Source organism: Pseudomonas sp. RIT-PI-S, from assembly GCF_025642975.1.
GTDB lineage: Bacteria > Pseudomonadota > Gammaproteobacteria > Pseudomonadales > Pseudomonadaceae > Aquipseudomonas.
Genome location: NZ_JANZKJ010000006.1, coordinates 244,504 through 260,801 on the forward strand (window position 1 = coordinate 244,504; position 16,298 = coordinate 260,801).

Annotated in this window: 15 protein-coding genes and 1 tRNA gene; 7 read left to right on the top strand and 9 right to left on the bottom strand. The window is 62.6% G+C overall.

Annotation, left to right across the window (positions count from 1 at the left end):
- Positions 1 to 3: 3 nt before the first annotated feature.
- From OGL93_RS11430 to OGL93_RS11445, 4 genes are read right to left on the bottom strand one after another with little or no spacing between them, the layout of a single operon-like run.
- Positions 4 to 2,118 carry a chemotaxis protein CheA gene (locus OGL93_RS11430; protein WP_263262751.1) on the bottom strand — a complete coding sequence of 705 codons (2,115 nt, stop codon included), beginning with the start codon at positions 2,116 to 2,118 and terminating at the stop codon, positions 4 to 6.
- A 20-nt stretch (positions 2,119 to 2,138) separates the two neighbouring features.
- A complete protein-coding gene (locus tag OGL93_RS11435) occupies positions 2,139 to 2,444 on the bottom strand; it encodes an STAS domain-containing protein (RefSeq protein WP_263262752.1) in 306 nt (101 codons plus the stop codon).
- The gene (locus OGL93_RS11440; protein ID WP_263262753.1) at positions 2,441 to 2,809 is read right to left on the bottom strand and encodes a response regulator; all 369 of its coding nucleotides are present in this window, start codon (positions 2,807 to 2,809) and stop codon (positions 2,441 to 2,443) included. Before OGL93_RS11440 ends, OGL93_RS11435 begins: the two co-directional genes overlap by 4 nt.
- A 9-nt stretch (positions 2,810 to 2,818) precedes the next feature.
- Entirely contained in the window at positions 2,819 to 3,877 is a 1,059-nt protein-coding gene (locus tag OGL93_RS11445) for a methyl-accepting chemotaxis protein (protein ID WP_263262754.1), read from the bottom strand.
- A 578-nt stretch (positions 3,878 to 4,455) separates the two neighbouring features.
- Between OGL93_RS11445 and OGL93_RS11450 the strand changes: the two genes are divergently transcribed.
- Together OGL93_RS11450 and OGL93_RS11455 are read left to right on the top strand one after the other, a co-directional pair.
- A tRNA-Met gene (locus OGL93_RS11450) sits at positions 4,456 to 4,532 on the top strand.
- A gap of 158 nt (positions 4,533 to 4,690) precedes the next feature.
- Positions 4,691 to 6,379, top strand: a complete 1,689-nt coding sequence (locus tag OGL93_RS11455) for an acid phosphatase (protein WP_263262755.1) — start codon at positions 4,691 to 4,693, stop codon at positions 6,377 to 6,379.
- On the opposite strand, the gene OGL93_RS11460 is transcribed toward OGL93_RS11455, so the two are convergent.
- Positions 6,380 to 7,081, bottom strand: coding sequence for a TerC family protein (locus OGL93_RS11460; protein ID WP_263262756.1), 702 nt, complete (start codon positions 7,079 to 7,081; stop codon positions 6,380 to 6,382).
- Between the two features lie 128 nt (positions 7,082 to 7,209).
- Here OGL93_RS11460 and OGL93_RS11465 point away from each other — a divergent pair, with 128 nt between their 5' ends.
- Positions 7,210 to 8,151 carry a 2-hydroxyacid dehydrogenase gene (locus tag OGL93_RS11465; RefSeq protein ID WP_263262757.1) on the top strand — a complete coding sequence of 314 codons (942 nt, stop codon included), beginning with the start codon at positions 7,210 to 7,212 and terminating at the stop codon, positions 8,149 to 8,151.
- Between the two features lie 32 nt (positions 8,152 to 8,183).
- Here the strand turns inward: OGL93_RS11465 and sodC are convergent, their stop codons facing one another.
- Positions 8,184 to 8,705, bottom strand: coding sequence for a superoxide dismutase [Cu-Zn] SodC (gene sodC / locus OGL93_RS11470; protein WP_263262758.1), 522 nt, complete (start codon positions 8,703 to 8,705; stop codon positions 8,184 to 8,186).
- A gap of 86 nt (positions 8,706 to 8,791) precedes the next feature.
- Positions 8,792 to 9,430, bottom strand: a complete 639-nt coding sequence (gene can, locus OGL93_RS11475; RefSeq protein WP_263262759.1) for a carbonate dehydratase — start codon at positions 9,428 to 9,430, stop codon at positions 8,792 to 8,794.
- Positions 9,431 to 9,592: 162 nt separating this feature from the next.
- Here can and OGL93_RS11480 point away from each other — a divergent pair, with 162 nt between their 5' ends.
- Positions 9,593 to 10,018, top strand: a complete 426-nt coding sequence (locus OGL93_RS11480) for a serine kinase/phosphatase (protein WP_263262760.1) — start codon at positions 9,593 to 9,595, stop codon at positions 10,016 to 10,018.
- Here the strand turns inward: OGL93_RS11480 and rimI are convergent.
- Positions 10,015 to 10,464 carry a ribosomal protein S18-alanine N-acetyltransferase gene (gene rimI / locus OGL93_RS11485; protein WP_263262761.1) on the bottom strand — a complete coding sequence of 150 codons (450 nt, stop codon included), beginning with the start codon at positions 10,462 to 10,464 and terminating at the stop codon, positions 10,015 to 10,017. The genes OGL93_RS11480 and rimI overlap by 4 nt on opposite strands.
- Positions 10,461 to 11,237 (bottom strand): energy transducer TonB, encoded by a 777-nt coding sequence (locus OGL93_RS11490; protein WP_263262762.1) that lies wholly within the window; start codon positions 11,235 to 11,237, stop codon positions 10,461 to 10,463. The genes rimI and OGL93_RS11490 overlap by 4 nt, the downstream gene beginning before the upstream one ends.
- Positions 11,238 to 11,396: 159 nt before the next feature.
- Between OGL93_RS11490 and mksB the strand changes: the two genes are divergently transcribed.
- Genes mksB through mksF form a run of 3 tightly spaced genes read left to right on the top strand, consistent with a single transcriptional unit; the run spans position 11,397 to position 16,200 of the window.
- Positions 11,397 to 12,683, top strand: coding sequence for an Mks condensin complex protein MksB (gene mksB / locus OGL93_RS11495; protein ID WP_263262763.1), 1,287 nt, complete (start codon positions 11,397 to 11,399; stop codon positions 12,681 to 12,683).
- The gene (gene mksE, locus OGL93_RS11500) at positions 12,680 to 13,372 is read left to right on the top strand and encodes an Mks condensin complex protein MksE (protein WP_263262764.1); all 693 of its coding nucleotides are present in this window, start codon (positions 12,680 to 12,682) and stop codon (positions 13,370 to 13,372) included. Before mksB ends, mksE begins: the two co-directional genes overlap by 4 nt.
- Entirely contained in the window at positions 13,369 to 16,200 is a 2,832-nt protein-coding gene (gene mksF / locus OGL93_RS11505) for an Mks condensin complex protein MksF (RefSeq protein WP_263262765.1), read from the top strand. The genes mksE and mksF overlap by 4 nt, the downstream gene beginning before the upstream one ends.
- The last annotated feature ends 98 nt before the right edge of the window (positions 16,201 to 16,298 follow it).

The window sequence follows — 16,298 nt, forward strand, 5'->3', positions numbered from 1 at the left end:
GCCTTAAACGGCTTGACGAATAGTCGATGGATGATCGGCCGGCCCTGCCCCACGGCTGGCCTTGTCGATCAAATTCTTCAGTAATGCGGGAATGTCGAGAATCAGAGCTACCGCGCCGCTGCCCAACACGGTGGAACCGCTGATGCCGCGCACACCGGCGAACAATGGGCCCAGGGGCTTGATCACGGTCTGGTATTCGCCCATCAGGTGATCCACGACCAGCCCGGCCTTGATCCCCTGTGCCTTGACCACCACGATGTTCTCGCGCCGCGCGGGCTCGCCTTGAAGGCCCAGGTAGTCCCGCAGGAACACCAGCGGCAGCACCTCGCCGCGCAGCGCCACATGGCCCTGCTCGCGCCATTGGTCGCGGCTGGCGGTAGGTAGCTCGATGCACTCCTGGACCACATCCAGCGGCACTACGTAGGCACTGCCGACGGTATCCACCAACAGGCCGTCGATCATCGCCAGGGTCAGCGGCAGGCGAATGCGCACACAGGTGCCACGGCCCGGCTCGCTGTCCAGCTCGATGCTGCCGCGCAGGCTGGTGATGTTGCGCTTGACCACGTCCATGCCAACGCCGCGGCCAGACAGGTTGGTGACCGCCTCGGCGGTAGAAAACCCTGGCTCGAAGATCAGCCCGTAAAGCTCCCGCTCGCTAGGCTCGGCGGCGCCGAGCAGGCCGCGCTCCCGCGCCTTGTGCAGGATGCGCTCACGGTTGAGCCCGGCACCGTCGTCGGCCAGCTCCAGCACGATATTGCCGGCGTCGTGAAACGCATTGAGGCGCAAACGCCCACGCGCAGGTTTGCCGGCGGCCAGGCGCACCTCGGGCATTTCGATGCCGTGGTCCATGGCATTGCGCAGCAGGTGCATGAGCGGATCGCCAATTTTCTCGATCAAGGCTTTGTCCAGCTCGGTATCGCCGCCGCTGACCACCAGCTCGATTTCCTTGCCCAGCTCCTGGCTCACATCGCGCACCACCCGCTGGAAGCGGTTGAAGGTCTCGCCCACCGGCACCATTCGCATGGCCAGCGCGCCATCGAGCAGCGCCTCGAGCAAGGCGCTGACCTCGCCATTGGCCTCGGCCAACGGCTCATCGCCGCGTTGCCGTGCCAGCAGCAGAGCGCCCGCCCCGGCGGTGACCAGTTCACCGGCCAGGTTGATCAGTTCTTCGAGCTTGTCCGCGCGCACCCGGATATACCCGCCTGCGCGACCTTCACGGGGTGCCGACGCGGCCGCGGGCGGGCGCGCAGGCGCCGCATCCTCGGGCTCGCTCGCGGTCACGGCCTGGGGTGCAAGAAGGTCATCTGGGGCAAGGGTGCCGCAGCGCAACAGTGCGCCCTCCACCCAAGCCGCCTCGTCGCCCAGCTCGGCCAACCATTGGCGGTACTCCTCGGCTGGCGCTTGCGGGGCGAAGATGCGCAGGCGGCATTCATCGCGCACGAACTCGAAGGTTTCGGCGATGGCCGCCTCGTCCCGCTCGGAGCGCAAGGCAATTTCCAGCCCCAGGTAGCAGCTCTCGGGGTCGAAGTCCGCCCAGGCCAGCGGCGGCTGGTACACCTCGGTGCCCACGCGCTCGCCGAGGGTATCGAGGTAGCGCAGGAACGACAGCGGGTCCATGCCATTGCGGAAGGTGTCCAGGCCGAAGCGCACTGAAACATGCCACACCCCCTCTTGCGCAGGCGCAGGCATGGCAACAGCCGCAGCAACACTGGCCGGCCCAGCCGCGCCAAAGCCGGCGAGGCGCTCACGCAGGCCGCGTTCGCGCTCCAGCAGGCTGGCGGAGGGGGCGGTGTTATGCACCGCCACGACTTCAAGCAATTCCGCCAGGTGGTCGTTGCACGCCAGCAGCAACGCGACCATGTCCCGAGACGCCACGAGCTTACCGGCCCGCAGGCGGTCGAGCAGGTCTTCGACCACATGGGCGAATGCAACGATCGGGTCCAGCCCGAACAACCCGGCAGAGCCCTTGATGGTATGCGCGGCACGGAAGATCGCAGCCAGTTGGCTGTCATCCTCCGGTTGCGCCTCCAGCAGCAAGAGCGCCTGCTCCATATCGTGCAGCAGCTCTCGCGCTTCGGCGATAAAGGTCTGCAGGGCGGCGTCGAGGTTAAGCGTCACGGCGATTTCCCGATAAAGGTTCAGGCCACGGTTCGGTCATCGAATGCGGCGGCCAGCCCGCACAAGGCCAGGGCTTCGTTTACGGCGGGGCTGCACCCCGCCAGGCGCAGCGGGTGGCCGGCACTGAGCACTTGCTGACGCAGCGCCAACAGGAGCTGGAGGCCGGCGCCATCCACTTCGCTCACCTCGGCCAGGTCCAGCTGCCATTCACAGGGCTGCTCTAGCCAGGGCATAAGGGCACCGTGCAGCTCCAGGGCGGTGTAGATGGTCAGGTCCGTCTGCACCGTCACCTGCAGCACGCTGCCCTCAAGGCTGGCGGTTATCACGGCAGAATCAGCTTGGCCACCGCGGCCATCATCTGTGCCGGTTGGAATGGCTTGACCACCCAAGCCCGAGCGCCGGCAGCCTGCCCTTCCTGCTTGCGGCTTTCCTGGGATTCGGTAGTCAGCATAATGACGGGGGTAAACTTATACGCCGGTAACTTCTTCAACTCTTTGAGGAAAGTAATCCCGTCCATGTTCGGCATGTTCACATCGCTGATCACCAAGTGGATTTTCTGCCCACTTAACTTGCCCAGGGCATCTTTGCCGTCCGCCGCTTCGATTACATCGTAGCCAGCACTTTTCAAAGCGATGCCGACCACTTGGCGAATACTGGCCGAGTCATCCACAACTAATACTGTTTTACCCATTGGCCACTCCTAGAAAAACGTAATCGAATTATCCGCACCGGTACTTGCCGCCGTGCCACGGTGGTTGTTGCGCTGTTCCTGCATGGCGTAGGTCCGCTCCATCTGAGCCAGCCACGCCTTCACATCTATGTTCAAAGGAGCGCCGGCCGCGTGGCTGTCCTGGATCTGCCGGTAGAGGTCGTTCATCCGGTCCGTGACCTGAGCGAGGATCTGGCTCACCCGGTCCTGGAACTGCAGCGCAACCAGCACCTCGCTGATTTCCGCGCCGATGCCAGCGCTCTCGGTGCGAAGCAGGGCAGCCGAGTGGCGCAGCTCCTCGGTGATAGAAGCAAAGCGCGCCAGCACCCCCTCGATGGTGCCCTGGGCCTGGGCGACGATGTCGTTGTTGCGCTCGCTGCTTTCGCCTGCCACATCCACCAGCCGGGTGATGGCTGCGTTGATGATGTCGACCTTGGCAGACATCTTTTGCCCGGTTTCGCTGGATTCGCTAGACAGCGAACGTACGGCGTCCGCTACCACGGCGAATCCGCGCCCAGCTTCGCCAGCACGGGCCGCTTCGATGGCAGCGTTCAACGCCAACAGGTTGGTTTGTGCAGCGATTGCGGCCACTTCTGCCGCCATCGCGCGCAACTCACCGGTGTAGTTGGTAAGGTTGCGAACTTCGCCGAGCATCTCATCGCGGCTGTGCTGGGACACGCGCAGCGTTTCAACGACCTGGTTGAGTTCCGTATCAGTCTGCCCCAGGCCGTCTGCCGCACCGCCCTGGCCGAAGCTGCCGGCCGCTTGCTGCGAGGCCCGGGCGGTTTCTTCCAGCCGCGAAGAAATATCCACGAAACGCTGGGTCAGCGCATTCACCGCTTCCTCGGTTTGGGAGCGGGAGGTTTCTACCTGGCGTACCCACACCGGTAGCGCCTCGGTGCACACCAGCTCGGCGTTAGGGCGGGCTTGGGCGCTAGGTGAGCGAAGCTGTTCGGCGTGGGTATGGTGCAAGGCTGTCAAGTGACGCTGAGCGGCCCGCTGCGCGCCACGGGCGATCAGCCAGGCTGCCAGCAAAGCGGGCACACACACGGCCACTCCCGCCATTAAGGCAGAGGCCGGTTGCGCGAAGAAAATAACCAGGGCAGCCGAACAAAGCGCGGCTACGCCGCCAATAACAAGCGCTGGCCCCGTATATCCAGCCACAGCGGGCGCGTCGATGCTGTCCATTAATAGCCTCGTTCAGATTAATACTGGCGCAAGCGCCTTGCTTGAGTATGAGGGTTATCTCTCTGAGGCCATCAAACTTGATCCAAAATCGAAACCGTTCGTCACTTTGTGACAATGGCCTATACAATAGCGATGCAATTAAAGCGAAGCCGCTTGCTCCTGTAGAACACTCGCAAGGTTTATTGCGCAGCTCTTTTCTTGAATCGCTTATAAAGCGAAGCGGCGGAATTTCCTCCTCGGCGTACAGTGTTTGTACATGATCGATATCGCTGCTCAAGCATTACCGCCAAGCGTTTTAGCCGGGCGTCGCAAAAGAGGGGCGACCTGCCAGAGGCAGGACTGGGCCATACAGATCAAACGCTTACGCCACCAAGGCACGCAAAAAAAAGCAGATTCACGCTTGACAGCCACCCGCCTTACACCAATAATGCGCGCCACTTGGCTACATAGCTCAGTTGGTTAGAGCATAGCATTCATAATGCTGGGGTCCGGGGTTCAAGTCCCTGTGTAGCCACCAAACACCGGTTTCACCACTGCTTATTCGAGTGGCCGAAACCACAGAAAGCCCGCCTAGCGCGGGCTTTTTTGTGCCTGCGGCTTTTTCGCTGTCACGCTATCGTCACCTTCCGCTGCTAGGTTGCCCCGCATCTTTGCACACCATCCGTGGGAGCCTTAATGAGTGACCAGCCTGACGACCCCTCCAAGCCCGAGCCACCTGCGCTAGCCTCCACACGTCGCCGCTTCCTTGGCGGCATGGCCGTGCTGGGCGCTGGGGGTGCCATTGCCGGTTGTGCCCCACCCACAAGCCAGCCCGGAGAACCGTCAACGCCGCTGACACCAACGCAGCTCGACAAGGCGCTGCGCGAGAAGGTGAAAACGGTCGTGGTGATTTACGCCGAAAACCGTAGTTTCAATAACCTGTTCGCTGACTTCCCTGGTGTAGAAAAGCCCCTCTCAGCCCTAAAGCCCCAGGATTACCAGCAGCGTGATCGCGACGGCAGCCTGTTGACCACCCTGCCGCCCGCTTGGGGCGGCGTGCTGCAGCTTGGCCCACAGACGCTCGACGGGGTGACTTACCCCAACGGCGTGCAGTTTCAGGAAACACTGCCCAACGCGCCCTTCCCGTTAAAAGGCCCCCAAGGCGAAGATTTGCCCATGGGCCTGGTCACCCGGGACCTTTGGCATGTGTTCTATCAAAACCAGATGCAGATCAACGGCGGGCGTAACGATCAGTTCGTGGCCTGGGCCGACGCCGGCGGGCTACCGATGGGGTATTACCCACAAAGCCGCTACGCCTTGCGCCTGTGGGACCTGGCCGAGGAATTCGTGCTGTGCGACAACTTCTTCCAGGGTGCCTTCGGTGGCTCGTTTCTCAATCACCAGTACCTGATCAGCGCCACCGCGCCGGTTTACCCGAATGCCCGCAGCTCGCCAGCCAGCTCGCAGATCGCCACGCTGATGAGCGACGACCCCACCGATACCCGGCTCAAACCGCTGCCGGCTTCGCCAGCAAGCGCCATGCAAGGCCCACCGCAATTCGGCCCAAGCGCCATCACGCCCGACGGTTATGCGGTCAACACCCTGGCCCCGCCTTATTGGCCGACGTGGATCAGAGATCCCGACCACCCAGACTATTCCAAGCCCGACCTGCCAAACGTGCTGGTGCCGCAAAGCCACGATCACATCGGTGACAAGCTGTCGCGCAAAGGGGTGGAGTGGGCCTGGTACGCCGGCGGCTGGCAGGCCACCCTGGATCAGTTCAAGGACTCGCCGGGCATTCCCAAGATTCCTAACTTCCAGTACCACCATCAGCCGTTCAACTACTTCAAACAACAAGGGCCCGAGCATCCGGAGGAACGCCAGCGCCGGCTGCGAGACGGTGGCCTGGGCGACGACCCCTCTAGCAACCGCTTCCTTGCCGATGCGGCGGCCGGCAAGCTGCCCGCGGTCACCTTCTATAAGCCCCAGGGCAATCTCAACATGCACGCCGGCTACGCTGATGTCGCCTCGGGCGACCGTCATATCGTGCGCATCGTCAAGACCCTGCGTGAGAGCCCTCAGTGGGACAACATGGTGGTCGTCGTGACGGTAGACGAGAACGGCGGCTGGTGGGACCCCGTGGCGCCTCCGCAGGGCGACCGTTGGGGGCCGGGCTCACGCATTCCAGCCTTGGTGATTTCCCCCTTCGCGCGCAAGGGCACGGTCGACCACACCGTCTATGACACGGCGTCGATCCTGCGGCTGATCACTCGGGTATTCGACTTGGAGAAACTGGACGGGCTGGCTGCCCGCGACCAGGCTATGGCCGCTCGTGGCCAGGCACCGCTTGGCGACCTGACCAACGCGCTGAACCTGCACGGCTGATCAGGCTGGCCCAACCCGCTGCCGGGCACGGTAGCGGGACACCCCTGCTCCCACCAGCATCACCAACAGTGCGCCAACGGCACTGGCCAGGTAACCGGGCAAGGAGGCGGCTGGCGGCAACCAGCGCGCCATGGCCGGATCCGAGAACGCCAGGCCGACTGCGATCCAGCCGATCAACCCGCCGCCAAGGGTGACCACCACCGGAAAGCGCTCCATCAGCGCCAGCACCAGGCGGCTGCCGAACACGATCAGCGGAATGCTGAGCAGCACCCCTGCCCCGACCAGGTAAAGATTGCCCCGCCCGGCTGCGGCCACCGCCAGCACGTTATCCAGTGACATCACGGCATCTGCCATCACGATGGTTTTGATTGCCGTGAATAAATGGCCACTGCCTTTGATTGCATGAGCATCCTGTTCGGGCGTGGCGATCAAGCGAACGCCTATCCACAGCAGCAGCACGCCGGCCGCCAGCTTCAACCACGCCAGTTGCAACAGTTGCATGGCGAAGAACAGCAACAGGATGCGCAACACCACCGCCCCGGCCATGCCGCCCCAGATCGCCCGGCGGCGCTGCGACGGCGGCAGGCGGCGACAAGCCATGGCGATCACCACCGCATTGTCTCCACCCAACAGCAGGTCAAGCAGCAGTATCTGCAGCAGCGCCGTCCACACTGCGGGGTCGGTGAACCACGCGATTGTCATCTTCACCTCGCTTGAAAAGGGGCGCCGCCGCGCCCGAGAAACTGTGACAGGCATTGGCAGGGTTTTTCTCCACCGTCGCGGTGCCACGCGGTAGAGTGGCCGCACGTGAAAACTCAGAGGGTGCGGGAATGAGCACAACCGTTCTGGTGCTGGTTGAAACCATCGATGACTACCTGCCGATACTGGAAAAGGCCGGCTTTCACCTGATATTGGCGACGACCCCAGCGGCACGCACCGACGCCATTCGCAGCCATGGCCAAACGATCGATGCGGTGCTCACCCGTGGCCCGCTGGGCTTGCTGGCCGAAGAAATCGCTGCGCTACCCAGGTTGCAGATCATTACGGTCATTGGCGCCGGTTATGAGCGAGTCGATCTGGCTGCGGCAGGCGAGCGAGGCATCGTGGTAACCAACGGCGCCGGCGTGAATGCGCCAGCCGTAGCCGACCATGCCATGGCCTTGCTGCTAGCCGTGGTTCGCGATATCCCCCGGGCGGATGCCTCGGTGCGGCGCGGTGAATGGAGCAAAGTCATGCGCCCGTCGTTGGCGGGCAAGCGCCTGGGCGTGCTGGGCCTGGGCGCGGTCGGCATGGCCATTGCCAAACGCGCCGCGCTTGGCTTCGGGATGACGGTGGGGTACCACAGCCGCCGCCCGCGCGGCGATGTGGAATACACATGGTTCGCCGACGCTTACAGCCTGGCCGCCGAAAGCGACATTCTGATCATCGCCACCCCAGGCGGTGAGCACACCCGCAAGCTGGTCGACGCCAAGGTGATTGCCGCCTTGGGCAGAGAGGGTTTTTTAGTGAACGTGGCGCGGGGCAGCGTGGTGGATACCTCAGCGCTGATAGATGCGCTGCGAAGCGGCCAGCTTGCAGGTGCCGGGCTGGACGTGTTCGATGACGAACCCAACGTACCCGACACGCTCAAGGCATTGCCCAATGTGGTGTTGACGCCCCACGTGGCCGGCCTCTCGCCGGATGCCGTAAAGGCCACCGTCGAGTTGGTCACGCAGAACCTGCTGGCGCACTTTTCCGGCCGGCCGGTGCTGACACCGGTCACGATTGCCTGAGAGCACGCCCTGGCACCCAGCACGCTAGCGCTTCACAGCACCCCGCAGGCGACTCGCGCCCCTCCGCCACCCAAGGGCTGTGGCATGTCCGCGTGGTTGTCGCCGCCCGCGTGGATCATCAAGGCGTGGCCTTCCACCTCGGCGAGGGTTTTCAGGCGCGGCGCCAGCACTGGGTAGGTCGCCGTGCCATCCGCGTTGACGTAGATAGCCGGCAGGTCACCCAAATGGCCATCTGCATAAGGGCCAAGGTGCTTGCCGGTTTTGGCCGGGTCCATATGCCCGCCGGCCGCTTCGGCTGGGGACATCTTGCCGTCCTTCATCGCGGGCGCGCAGCTGCCGTTCTGGTGCACATGGAAACCATGCACACCGGCCGGCAGCCCCTTCAGGTCTGGGGTGAACAACAGACCGTAAGGGGTCTCTTCCACCTTCACCTCGCCAACCCCTTGCAGCGTGCCCTCGGGGCCAGCCAGGTTAAGGGCCACGGTCTTGCTTGCCGCCTGGGCGCTCACCGTGCCCACCATCAACATTGCCGCCATCCACGCGTACGCTTTCATTCTTGCCTCCAGGGTTGCCGGCTTTAGCGCCTCAAAGCATGTTAGTGCGCTTTGGTGGTAGAAAGTCCCTGGGGCTTTATGGCGAATTATGTCAGCGGACGGAGGCGATACTGTGGCGGAAGCTGCTCAGGACCACTGATGGTCGTGTCCAGGCTTTTCCATCGGCCATCCTTGATGCCGTAGATACAACCGTGGATCGACAGGCTCTGCCCACGGTGCCAGGCGTTCTGGACGATGCTGGTATGCCCCACGTTAGCCACTTGCTGGATCACGTTGAGCTCACACAGCCGGTCGACCCGCGCCTCTTCGCTGGGCAGCGGGGCCAGGGCATGCCGGTGCTCATAGTAGAGGTCGCGGATCGAACGCAGCCAGCCATCGATCAAACCCAGCTGGCGATCCTGCATGGCCGCGCGAACGCCGCCGCAGCCGTAATGGCCGGTAACCAGGATATGCCGGACCTTAAGTACGTCCACGGCGTACTGGATGACTGACAGGCAGTTGAGGTCGGTCTGCAGTACCACGTTGGCGACGTTACGGTGCACGAAGAGGTCACCGGGCAGCATGCCAACGATCTCGTTGGCAGGTACGCGCGCGTCGGAGCAGCCGATCCAAAGAAACTCGGGTGTTTGCTGACGGGCGAGCTTGGCGAAGAAATCGGGGTCGCGCTGAGTGATGGCATCGGCCCAGCGGGCATTGTTGTCGATCAGTTCTTGCAGGTCGTGCATGGTCAGGCCTCGAGAGTGATGCGCCAGTATGACTCCGCAGCGGGCGCTCAGGTCACGTAGCCTCAACGCAGGCGTCAGCGCGAGCGTCAGCGCGAGCTTGATTGAATCTTGCCGGGCGGGGCGAGTCCACTTTTTAAGGCCCTTAAAACCAGAGGACAGATCATGGAACCCAAACACCGCCCGTACGGCGCGGAAGAGCCCGCACCGATCGACACCATTGAAGACGGCATGGGCTCGTTACACCCACTGGATTTCAACGAGCCCACCGGTCAACGGCCAGCCGGCTACACCGGAGACGGCCTGGAGAGCGACGTAGAGGCGTCGTCGGAGCGCGTCCGTGAGGCGGGCCTGACAGGCGCGTCTACCCCCGACCATCACTCCACCATGGACGACTTGAGCCCGGAAACGCTCATCCGTGACGATGGCTCCGAGTCTCCGTTAGAAGCTGAGCAAAGCCGTGCACCGGCAGACTTGCAGCTCAACGAAGTCGACGAAGATGATATCGGCGGCGGTTTCGGGCTGGACGAAGCCGAGGAAGCCCGGCGTCATCCGCTCGACGGCAAGCCTTGGGATGGTGAAGCCGACTAAAGCAGCGTACAGGCCATGACCAAGGCGTCTTCACGCCCTCCCGCGGCGGGGTAATAATCCCGCCGCCGGCCCACCTCGTTGAAACCATAACGTTCGTACAGGCGATACGCCGACTGATTGCTCGCGCGTACTTCAAGGAAGCATTCACGCCCATTGAGCGCCATGGCTCGGTCCATCAGGTGCTCTAACAACCGCAAGCCCAAGCCGCGGCCTTGGTTTTCAGGCTTGACGGTGATGTTGAGCAAGTGGGCTTCGTCGATGATCACGTTGATCACCCCATGCCCGACTTGCTGCTGCCCCTGGAACATCAGCCAGATCTCATAGTTCTTCAGGCCATCGGTAAAAATGCCCCGGGTCCATGGATGGGTGTAGGCGGCGTATTCGATCTTCAGTACTGCGTCCAGGTCCGCCTCGGTCATACGGCGGAACGTCACTGCGTCATTCATTCAACAGGTTTCCAGCGCGTCATCATTTGACGCATTGCGCTCCAGACGTCCGCTTTTCGCATCGGCTCATCCATCAGGGTTTCCAGGCCGGGCAACGCCCACCCGTTACATAGCCCCTCTATCGCGATTTCGCGGTAGAAGGCTGACTCATCCACACTTGCCGCGAACCGTAGCGCAGGCAGGCCAACCAGCCATAGGCAAACGCACGGCGCCGCTTCGATCTGCGCGGCCACGAAGCCCTGTACGAAGTCCGTCGCCGCCTCCGGCCCTTGGTCGAGGCTCCCCTTGGCCAGCAGCGGCCAACGCACCGGCTCGCCAATCAGCTGGGGGCTGTCCGGCAGCCCGGCGGCGCGCAGCATATCCTTGAGCAACAGATACCCCGGATCGCGCGACTGGAACGGCTCCCCGGTTGGCAGCTCGGCCAGCACCAGGCACGCACCGGCGCGCAACAGTTGCAAGGCGAACCTTGGGGCGGGGGCCAGCACCTTCGCTGGCTGCGAAACCGGCTCTTCAACGGCTTGAGGTTGTGGTTTGACCGCCAAGGGCCGAGTGATCTGCGGCTTGGGCCGCTCCTGGGCGGGCCGGGCGATGGGCTGTGGCGCGGGTGCCGATGGAGCTTGCATGGGCGCGGCGTCGACCGCGGGCGCGCTGGCTTCGACCCAGGCAAGCAGCTCTGGCCGCGAGGCAGCAGCGAAGGGCAACTCGGCACGGGGGAGCCACTGCACCACTTGCATGGCGTCGAGATAGGCGCGGCGGCGAGGTTCGGTAAGCACGGGCAGGCCATCGGTTCAGAACACAGGGCAGCGATTCTACCTGTGTCGGGTGGAATTCACGACCGCCTTGCGGCACTTCGGCGGGCGATCAGCAGTACCGCCGCGGCAGTGGGGATGCGATACAATTCGGCCTTTTTCTGGCAACCAACCGGCCATCCGATGATCGAACCCAAGCGCGTGTTACGCGCCCTCGCCGAACACTGGGCCTTGCTTGAACCGCTGTGTGAACGCTTCGACCAAGGCACGCTGAGCCTGGCCGAACTTCGTGTTCAACTGGCCGCGCAGCAGCGGGAAAGCACGCCCCAGGACATCACCGCACTGCTCGATGTGTGGATCCGCCTGGACATTCTCGTGCCAGTGGCGAAGAGCCCGAACCGCTTCGAGCTCAACGCGCAGATTCACGATTTCCTGGCGTACCTGCGCCGTGAACATAGGCTCGGCCTGTGCCTGGAGATCGAGGCCTACCTGCGCCACCTCGAGCGGCTCGCCGAGCACATCCAGGATGCCTTCGACATTCGCGATGGCAACGACCTAGCTCGCCAATTGCGGCTGCTGGACATGCGCGTGCGCGATGTGCTGAAAAAACTCGCCAACGATGAGCAAGCGCTGGTCGCGGTGGCTGAGCGCGCCAAAACCAGCGACCGACAGATTCCGCTGCGCCAGCGCTATGCCGAAGTGCTGGCGACCTGGGATGAATATGTCGAACCCATGATCCAGCTGGTCAACGCCGATGGCGCCTTCGAGCAAGGCGTGCGCAAGGTCGAAACGGTGCTGCTGCGCCTGTTGGGTGAGCAGCAACGGCTCGGCCACCTGGTCGACGACGACATGCTGCTGCGCACGCACGCGCGCATCCTGGAAATGCAAACCAGCGCCCAGCTCACTCTGCGCCACGCCCGCGAGCTGCTGCTGCCGCTGCGTGAAGAGGCGCGCCGCCACAATGCGGTGACCCGTGGTGCCGCGCTGGCGCTGGCGGCCATGCGACGCAAGGGGCTGGATGCGGTACCACAGGCCGCGCTGCCGCTGTTCAGCCGCCCGCAAAGCAACTTCCTGGGCACTGCCAGCCAGGTCGAAGCCTATGTGTATGCCCTGGCCCGCTTCGAGTCCAAACCGGCGCGCTTCCCTCGCTCCGAGAAAGCCGCCAGCCGTGGCGATGCGCCGCGGGCGCCGCGCACGGTGCGCGAGATGCTCGAACGCTGCGAGCAAGCCTTGCCACTCCCTGACCTTATGTATTGGCTGCTGGAGCAAGAGCCTGACGGCGGCACTGACGAGCTGCTCTACTGGTTTTCACGGCTATCACGCGACAAGCGTTTCGGCCGCCAGCGCCTGGAGCGGCAAGACTACCTTACCCATGAGCACGTACTGAGCCTGCGCTCTTTCGCTTTGCATCCCGCTGCCGACCTGCCTCTTCCCTCGGCCGCCGAGCCTTCCGTGAGTCCCCGTTCATGAATCTTGACCTGCGTGAATTGACGCAACTGGCCCCTATTTTCCGCGAGCTGTTCAAAGGCTTTCATGTCAGCCGCCGCGACCCTGAGTTGTACGCACAGCTTTCGACCTTCCAAGATGCCTACCGGGCGTTGTTCCGTGCCCTGGGGTTTGAGCTGGTGTGCGACACGCGCGGCTTTTATTACTTCGTTCCCGAGCAAGCCGCCGCCCAGGTGAACAAGACCGCGCAACGGCTTTCGCTATTTACCTTCATCTTGGTAGAACACCTGGCTGACCAGGGCCGTGACCCGATCAGCGTGCTGGACGGCGGCAGCCTTGGCCGTGACGAGTTGCCCGCGCTCTTGGAGAAATACCGCGACCTGTTCGGTCAGGCCGAAGTGCAAACCCCGGAAGAGCTGGAGGAAAAAATCATGCGGCGCATGACTCACCTCGGCTTTGCCCACGAGGAAAACGGTATTTATCGCTTCCTCGCACCCATGCACCGTTTCCTCGATGTTTGTCTGTCTGTGCAGCAGGATCGCGACCTGGCCGCCAGCCTGCACAGCGCCCTGCCCTTGCCCACTCCGGTACTGGTTGAAAATGAGCCCGACGTGCCAACAGGTGACCCACTGGACCTCACGCCGTTCGAGGAAACCGAGGAGCAAGCCCTGGCCCGGGCAATTGAACAAGAGCAGCAGGAGATTGATGCATGAGCCAGGAACGCTACGGCATTCGCCGCTTCGCGCTGCTGAACACGGCAGGCTACAGCCTTGGGCTGTTTCCGCTGGAACACCCGTTATCGGTATACGGCGCCAACAACCTGGGCAAGAGTGCGTCGATCAACGCACTGCAATTTCCCATCCTGGCACGTATGTCGGACATGAGCTTTGGCAAATACAGCCTGGAGCAGTCCCGCCGGTTCTACTTTGCCAGCGACACCAGCTACATCCTGTGCGAAGTGTTACTGCCCCACGGGCCGCATGTGATTGGCGTGGTCGGCCGTGGCCCCGGCGGCGGTTTTGGCCATCAGTTTTTTGCCTATGCCGGCGCATTGGATCTGGGTCATTACCAAAAGGATGACACCTGCCTGCGCCAGAAAGAGCTGTTCGCCAACCTTGAGCGCAATGGCATCAAGGCATACGACGTGAAGCCGGACGAGCTTCGGCGGCTATTGGTAGGTGGCCATACCTCCATACCGCTGGACCTGACCCTCATCCCGCTGCGCTCGACCAGCGAGCAGAGCCTGAAGACCTTCAGGGCGTTGTTCATCAACCTGCTGCACATGCGGGAAATCACTGCGGCCAAGCTCAAGCAGTTGTTCCTCGACGCCTTCGAGCACAGCCTGCGTTCAGGCAGCGTGGATTACATCGCCGCGTGCGAGGAGGCCTTCCGCGACGTACGCCGGATGGAACAGGACTACCAGGCACTCGTTGCGGCCGGCCCTCTGGTGGAAGCCTTGGCCAACGGCGTGCGCCAACGCGACCTGCTGCGAGGCAAGCTGCACCGCTTGTCGCCGTTGCTCGACTCTTTGCTCGGCACTTGGCAGTCCTATTCGGGCGGTCGTAAGGAAGAGCTGCTCATTCAAGCCGAGCACTATCGGGATCAGCAGGATGTGCTGCAAAACGATCAACGTGGTACCACCCAGGAGCTGATGCGCCTGGAGCGTGAGATCACGGGCATACAACGATGGCTCGGCGAGTTGTCCGTTCTGCGCCATCGGTTTGCGTTGGTCGAAGATGCTCGGGTGCTGGAACAGCAGCTGTTGGCGGCCAAGGATGCTCATGACGAGCTGGCCGGTGCCCTGGCCCATGCCCGGCAGTTCACTAGCGACGATCTTGAGCTGCGGGTTCGGGAGCTTGAGAGCCGGCTCAAGACGGTCAGGCAGCAACTCGATCATGCCGATAACAATAGTTATGCCCGTCTTCGTGAAGAATTTTCGCAGCAGGACGTGGAGCGCCTGATGCGGTTATTCAATGGCGCGCTGTTCAGCCTGCCCTTGGGCAGCAACGGAATCACCCTCGACGATGACGATGCCTGGGTGAGGACGTTAGAGACGGTACTCGACCGCTTCTCGGGCGAACGCTTCGAGGTGCCAGGCCTGGCCATCGACCTGTCCACGATCGAGGCGCCCGCGCTGCAAGCACTGGCCGACCGCGCGGCGCTGCGTGATCAGAAAGATCGCCTCGATAAAGAGCTGCGCCAGCTGAAAACCCAACAGGCCGTGGCCGCCGACCGCGCTGCCAGCAAGGCCCAGGCCGATACGTTGTATCAGCAAGTCCTCGATGCCCAGAAGGCACTGGAAGACTTCCGCCGGGCACAAACGCTTACCGCCGAAGAGCCTGGCAAGCTTGAGGAACTGGCACAGATGGAAGCTGCCCAGGACGAACTCAAACGCTCAAGCGATGCCTTTGCCGAGCGGGTGCAGCAATTGGCAGCCAAGTTGCAACTGGTTAGCCGCCAGATCGCCGACCTCGAAGCCCAGCAGCGCACCTTGGACGATACCTTGCGTCGACGCCAGTTATTGCCAGCCGACATGCCGTTTGGTACGCCATTCATGGAGCCGGTAGATGACTCCATGGAAAACCTGCTGCCGCTGCTTAATGACTATCAAGACAGCTGGCAGGCCCTACTGCGTGCAGACGGGCAGATCGAGGCGCTTTATGCACAGGTACGGCTAAAGGGTGTCGCTAAGTTCGACAGCGAGGAAGACACCGAGCGCCGCCTGCAGCTGCTGATCAATGCCTATGCGCATCGCCAGGATGAAGCCCTGACCCTGGGCAAGGCGCGCCGGGCTGCGGTCACGGATATCGCCCGTACGCTACGCAACATCCGCAGCGACTATGACAGCCTTGAGCACCAGTTGGGCTTGTTCAACCGCGAGATCAACCGGCGCCAGGTTTCCAACCTGGAAAGTTTCCGGATCGTGCTTGCACCGAACAAAGACGCGCTCAAGCATATCGACCAGATCATCCACAGCGCCGGCCAATACGAAGAAGGCGAAACGCTCTCGGTGTTCGACCTTAGCCAGAGCGCCGAGCAAGACAGCAAGAACGAGGAAGCCAAGGAATACCTGGCTCGCCTGGTCGCAGCCAATCACAACCAGCTGGGGTTGAAAGACCTGTTCGAGCTTGCATTTGAAATCACTAAGGTCAACGGCCAACCGGTACTGCACACCGACATCGACGGTGCTGCTTCTAACGGTACGACCATGACCATCAAGGCGCTGACCAACATGTACTTGCTGCTGCACTTGATGGATCGCGAGCGGGCCGGACGTATTCGCCTGCCGTACTATCTTGATGAGGCAGCAGACATCGACGAACGCAACCAGATGGCGCTGCTCGAGACCAGCCAGCAATTGGGCTTCACCCCGATCCTCGCTTCCGTGAAACCACAGGTGTCAGCCCGAGTGGCTATTGACCTTGAGGGGGGCAGCGGGCCCAACGGGATCTACATCGATGAGGCGGACTGGAAGTTCATCCGCCGTCATGGCGAAGACCATGGTGTCAACGTGGCAGGGGTGGCTAAAGCTATCGCCTGATGCAACCCTAGCCGCCCTGTGAATAACGGGGCGGCTTTTTTTACCGGTTAATTGTGTAGAGGGCAGGCCGTGCCAGCGGGGGCAGCTTAAGTGCCAGA

Excerpts from the sequence above, each read along its gene's own strand:
- OGL93_RS11440 (WP_263262753.1), bottom strand. The coding sequence starts at position 2,809 with ATGGGTAAAACAGTATTAGTTGTGGATGACTCGGCCAGTATTCGCCAA.
- OGL93_RS11455 (WP_263262755.1), top strand. The coding sequence starts at position 4,691 with ATGAGTGACCAGCCTGACGACCCCTCCAAGCCCGAGCCACCTGCGCTA.
- OGL93_RS11460 (WP_263262756.1), bottom strand. The coding sequence starts at position 7,081 with ATGACAATCGCGTGGTTCACCGACCCCGCAGTGTGGACGGCGCTGCTG.
- OGL93_RS11465 (WP_263262757.1), top strand. The coding sequence starts at position 7,210 with ATGAGCACAACCGTTCTGGTGCTGGTTGAAACCATCGATGACTACCTG.
- sodC (WP_263262758.1), bottom strand. The coding sequence starts at position 8,705 with ATGAAAGCGTACGCGTGGATGGCGGCAATGTTGATGGTGGGCACGGTG.
- can (WP_263262759.1), bottom strand. The coding sequence starts at position 9,430 with ATGCACGACCTGCAAGAACTGATCGACAACAATGCCCGCTGGGCCGAT.
- OGL93_RS11480 (WP_263262760.1), top strand. The coding sequence starts at position 9,593 with ATGGAACCCAAACACCGCCCGTACGGCGCGGAAGAGCCCGCACCGATC.
- rimI (WP_263262761.1), bottom strand. The coding sequence starts at position 10,464 with ATGAATGACGCAGTGACGTTCCGCCGTATGACCGAGGCGGACCTGGAC.
- mksB (WP_263262763.1), top strand. The coding sequence starts at position 11,397 with ATGATCGAACCCAAGCGCGTGTTACGCGCCCTCGCCGAACACTGGGCC.
- mksE (WP_263262764.1), top strand. The coding sequence starts at position 12,680 with ATGAATCTTGACCTGCGTGAATTGACGCAACTGGCCCCTATTTTCCGC.
- mksF (WP_263262765.1), top strand. The coding sequence starts at position 13,369 with ATGAGCCAGGAACGCTACGGCATTCGCCGCTTCGCGCTGCTGAACACG.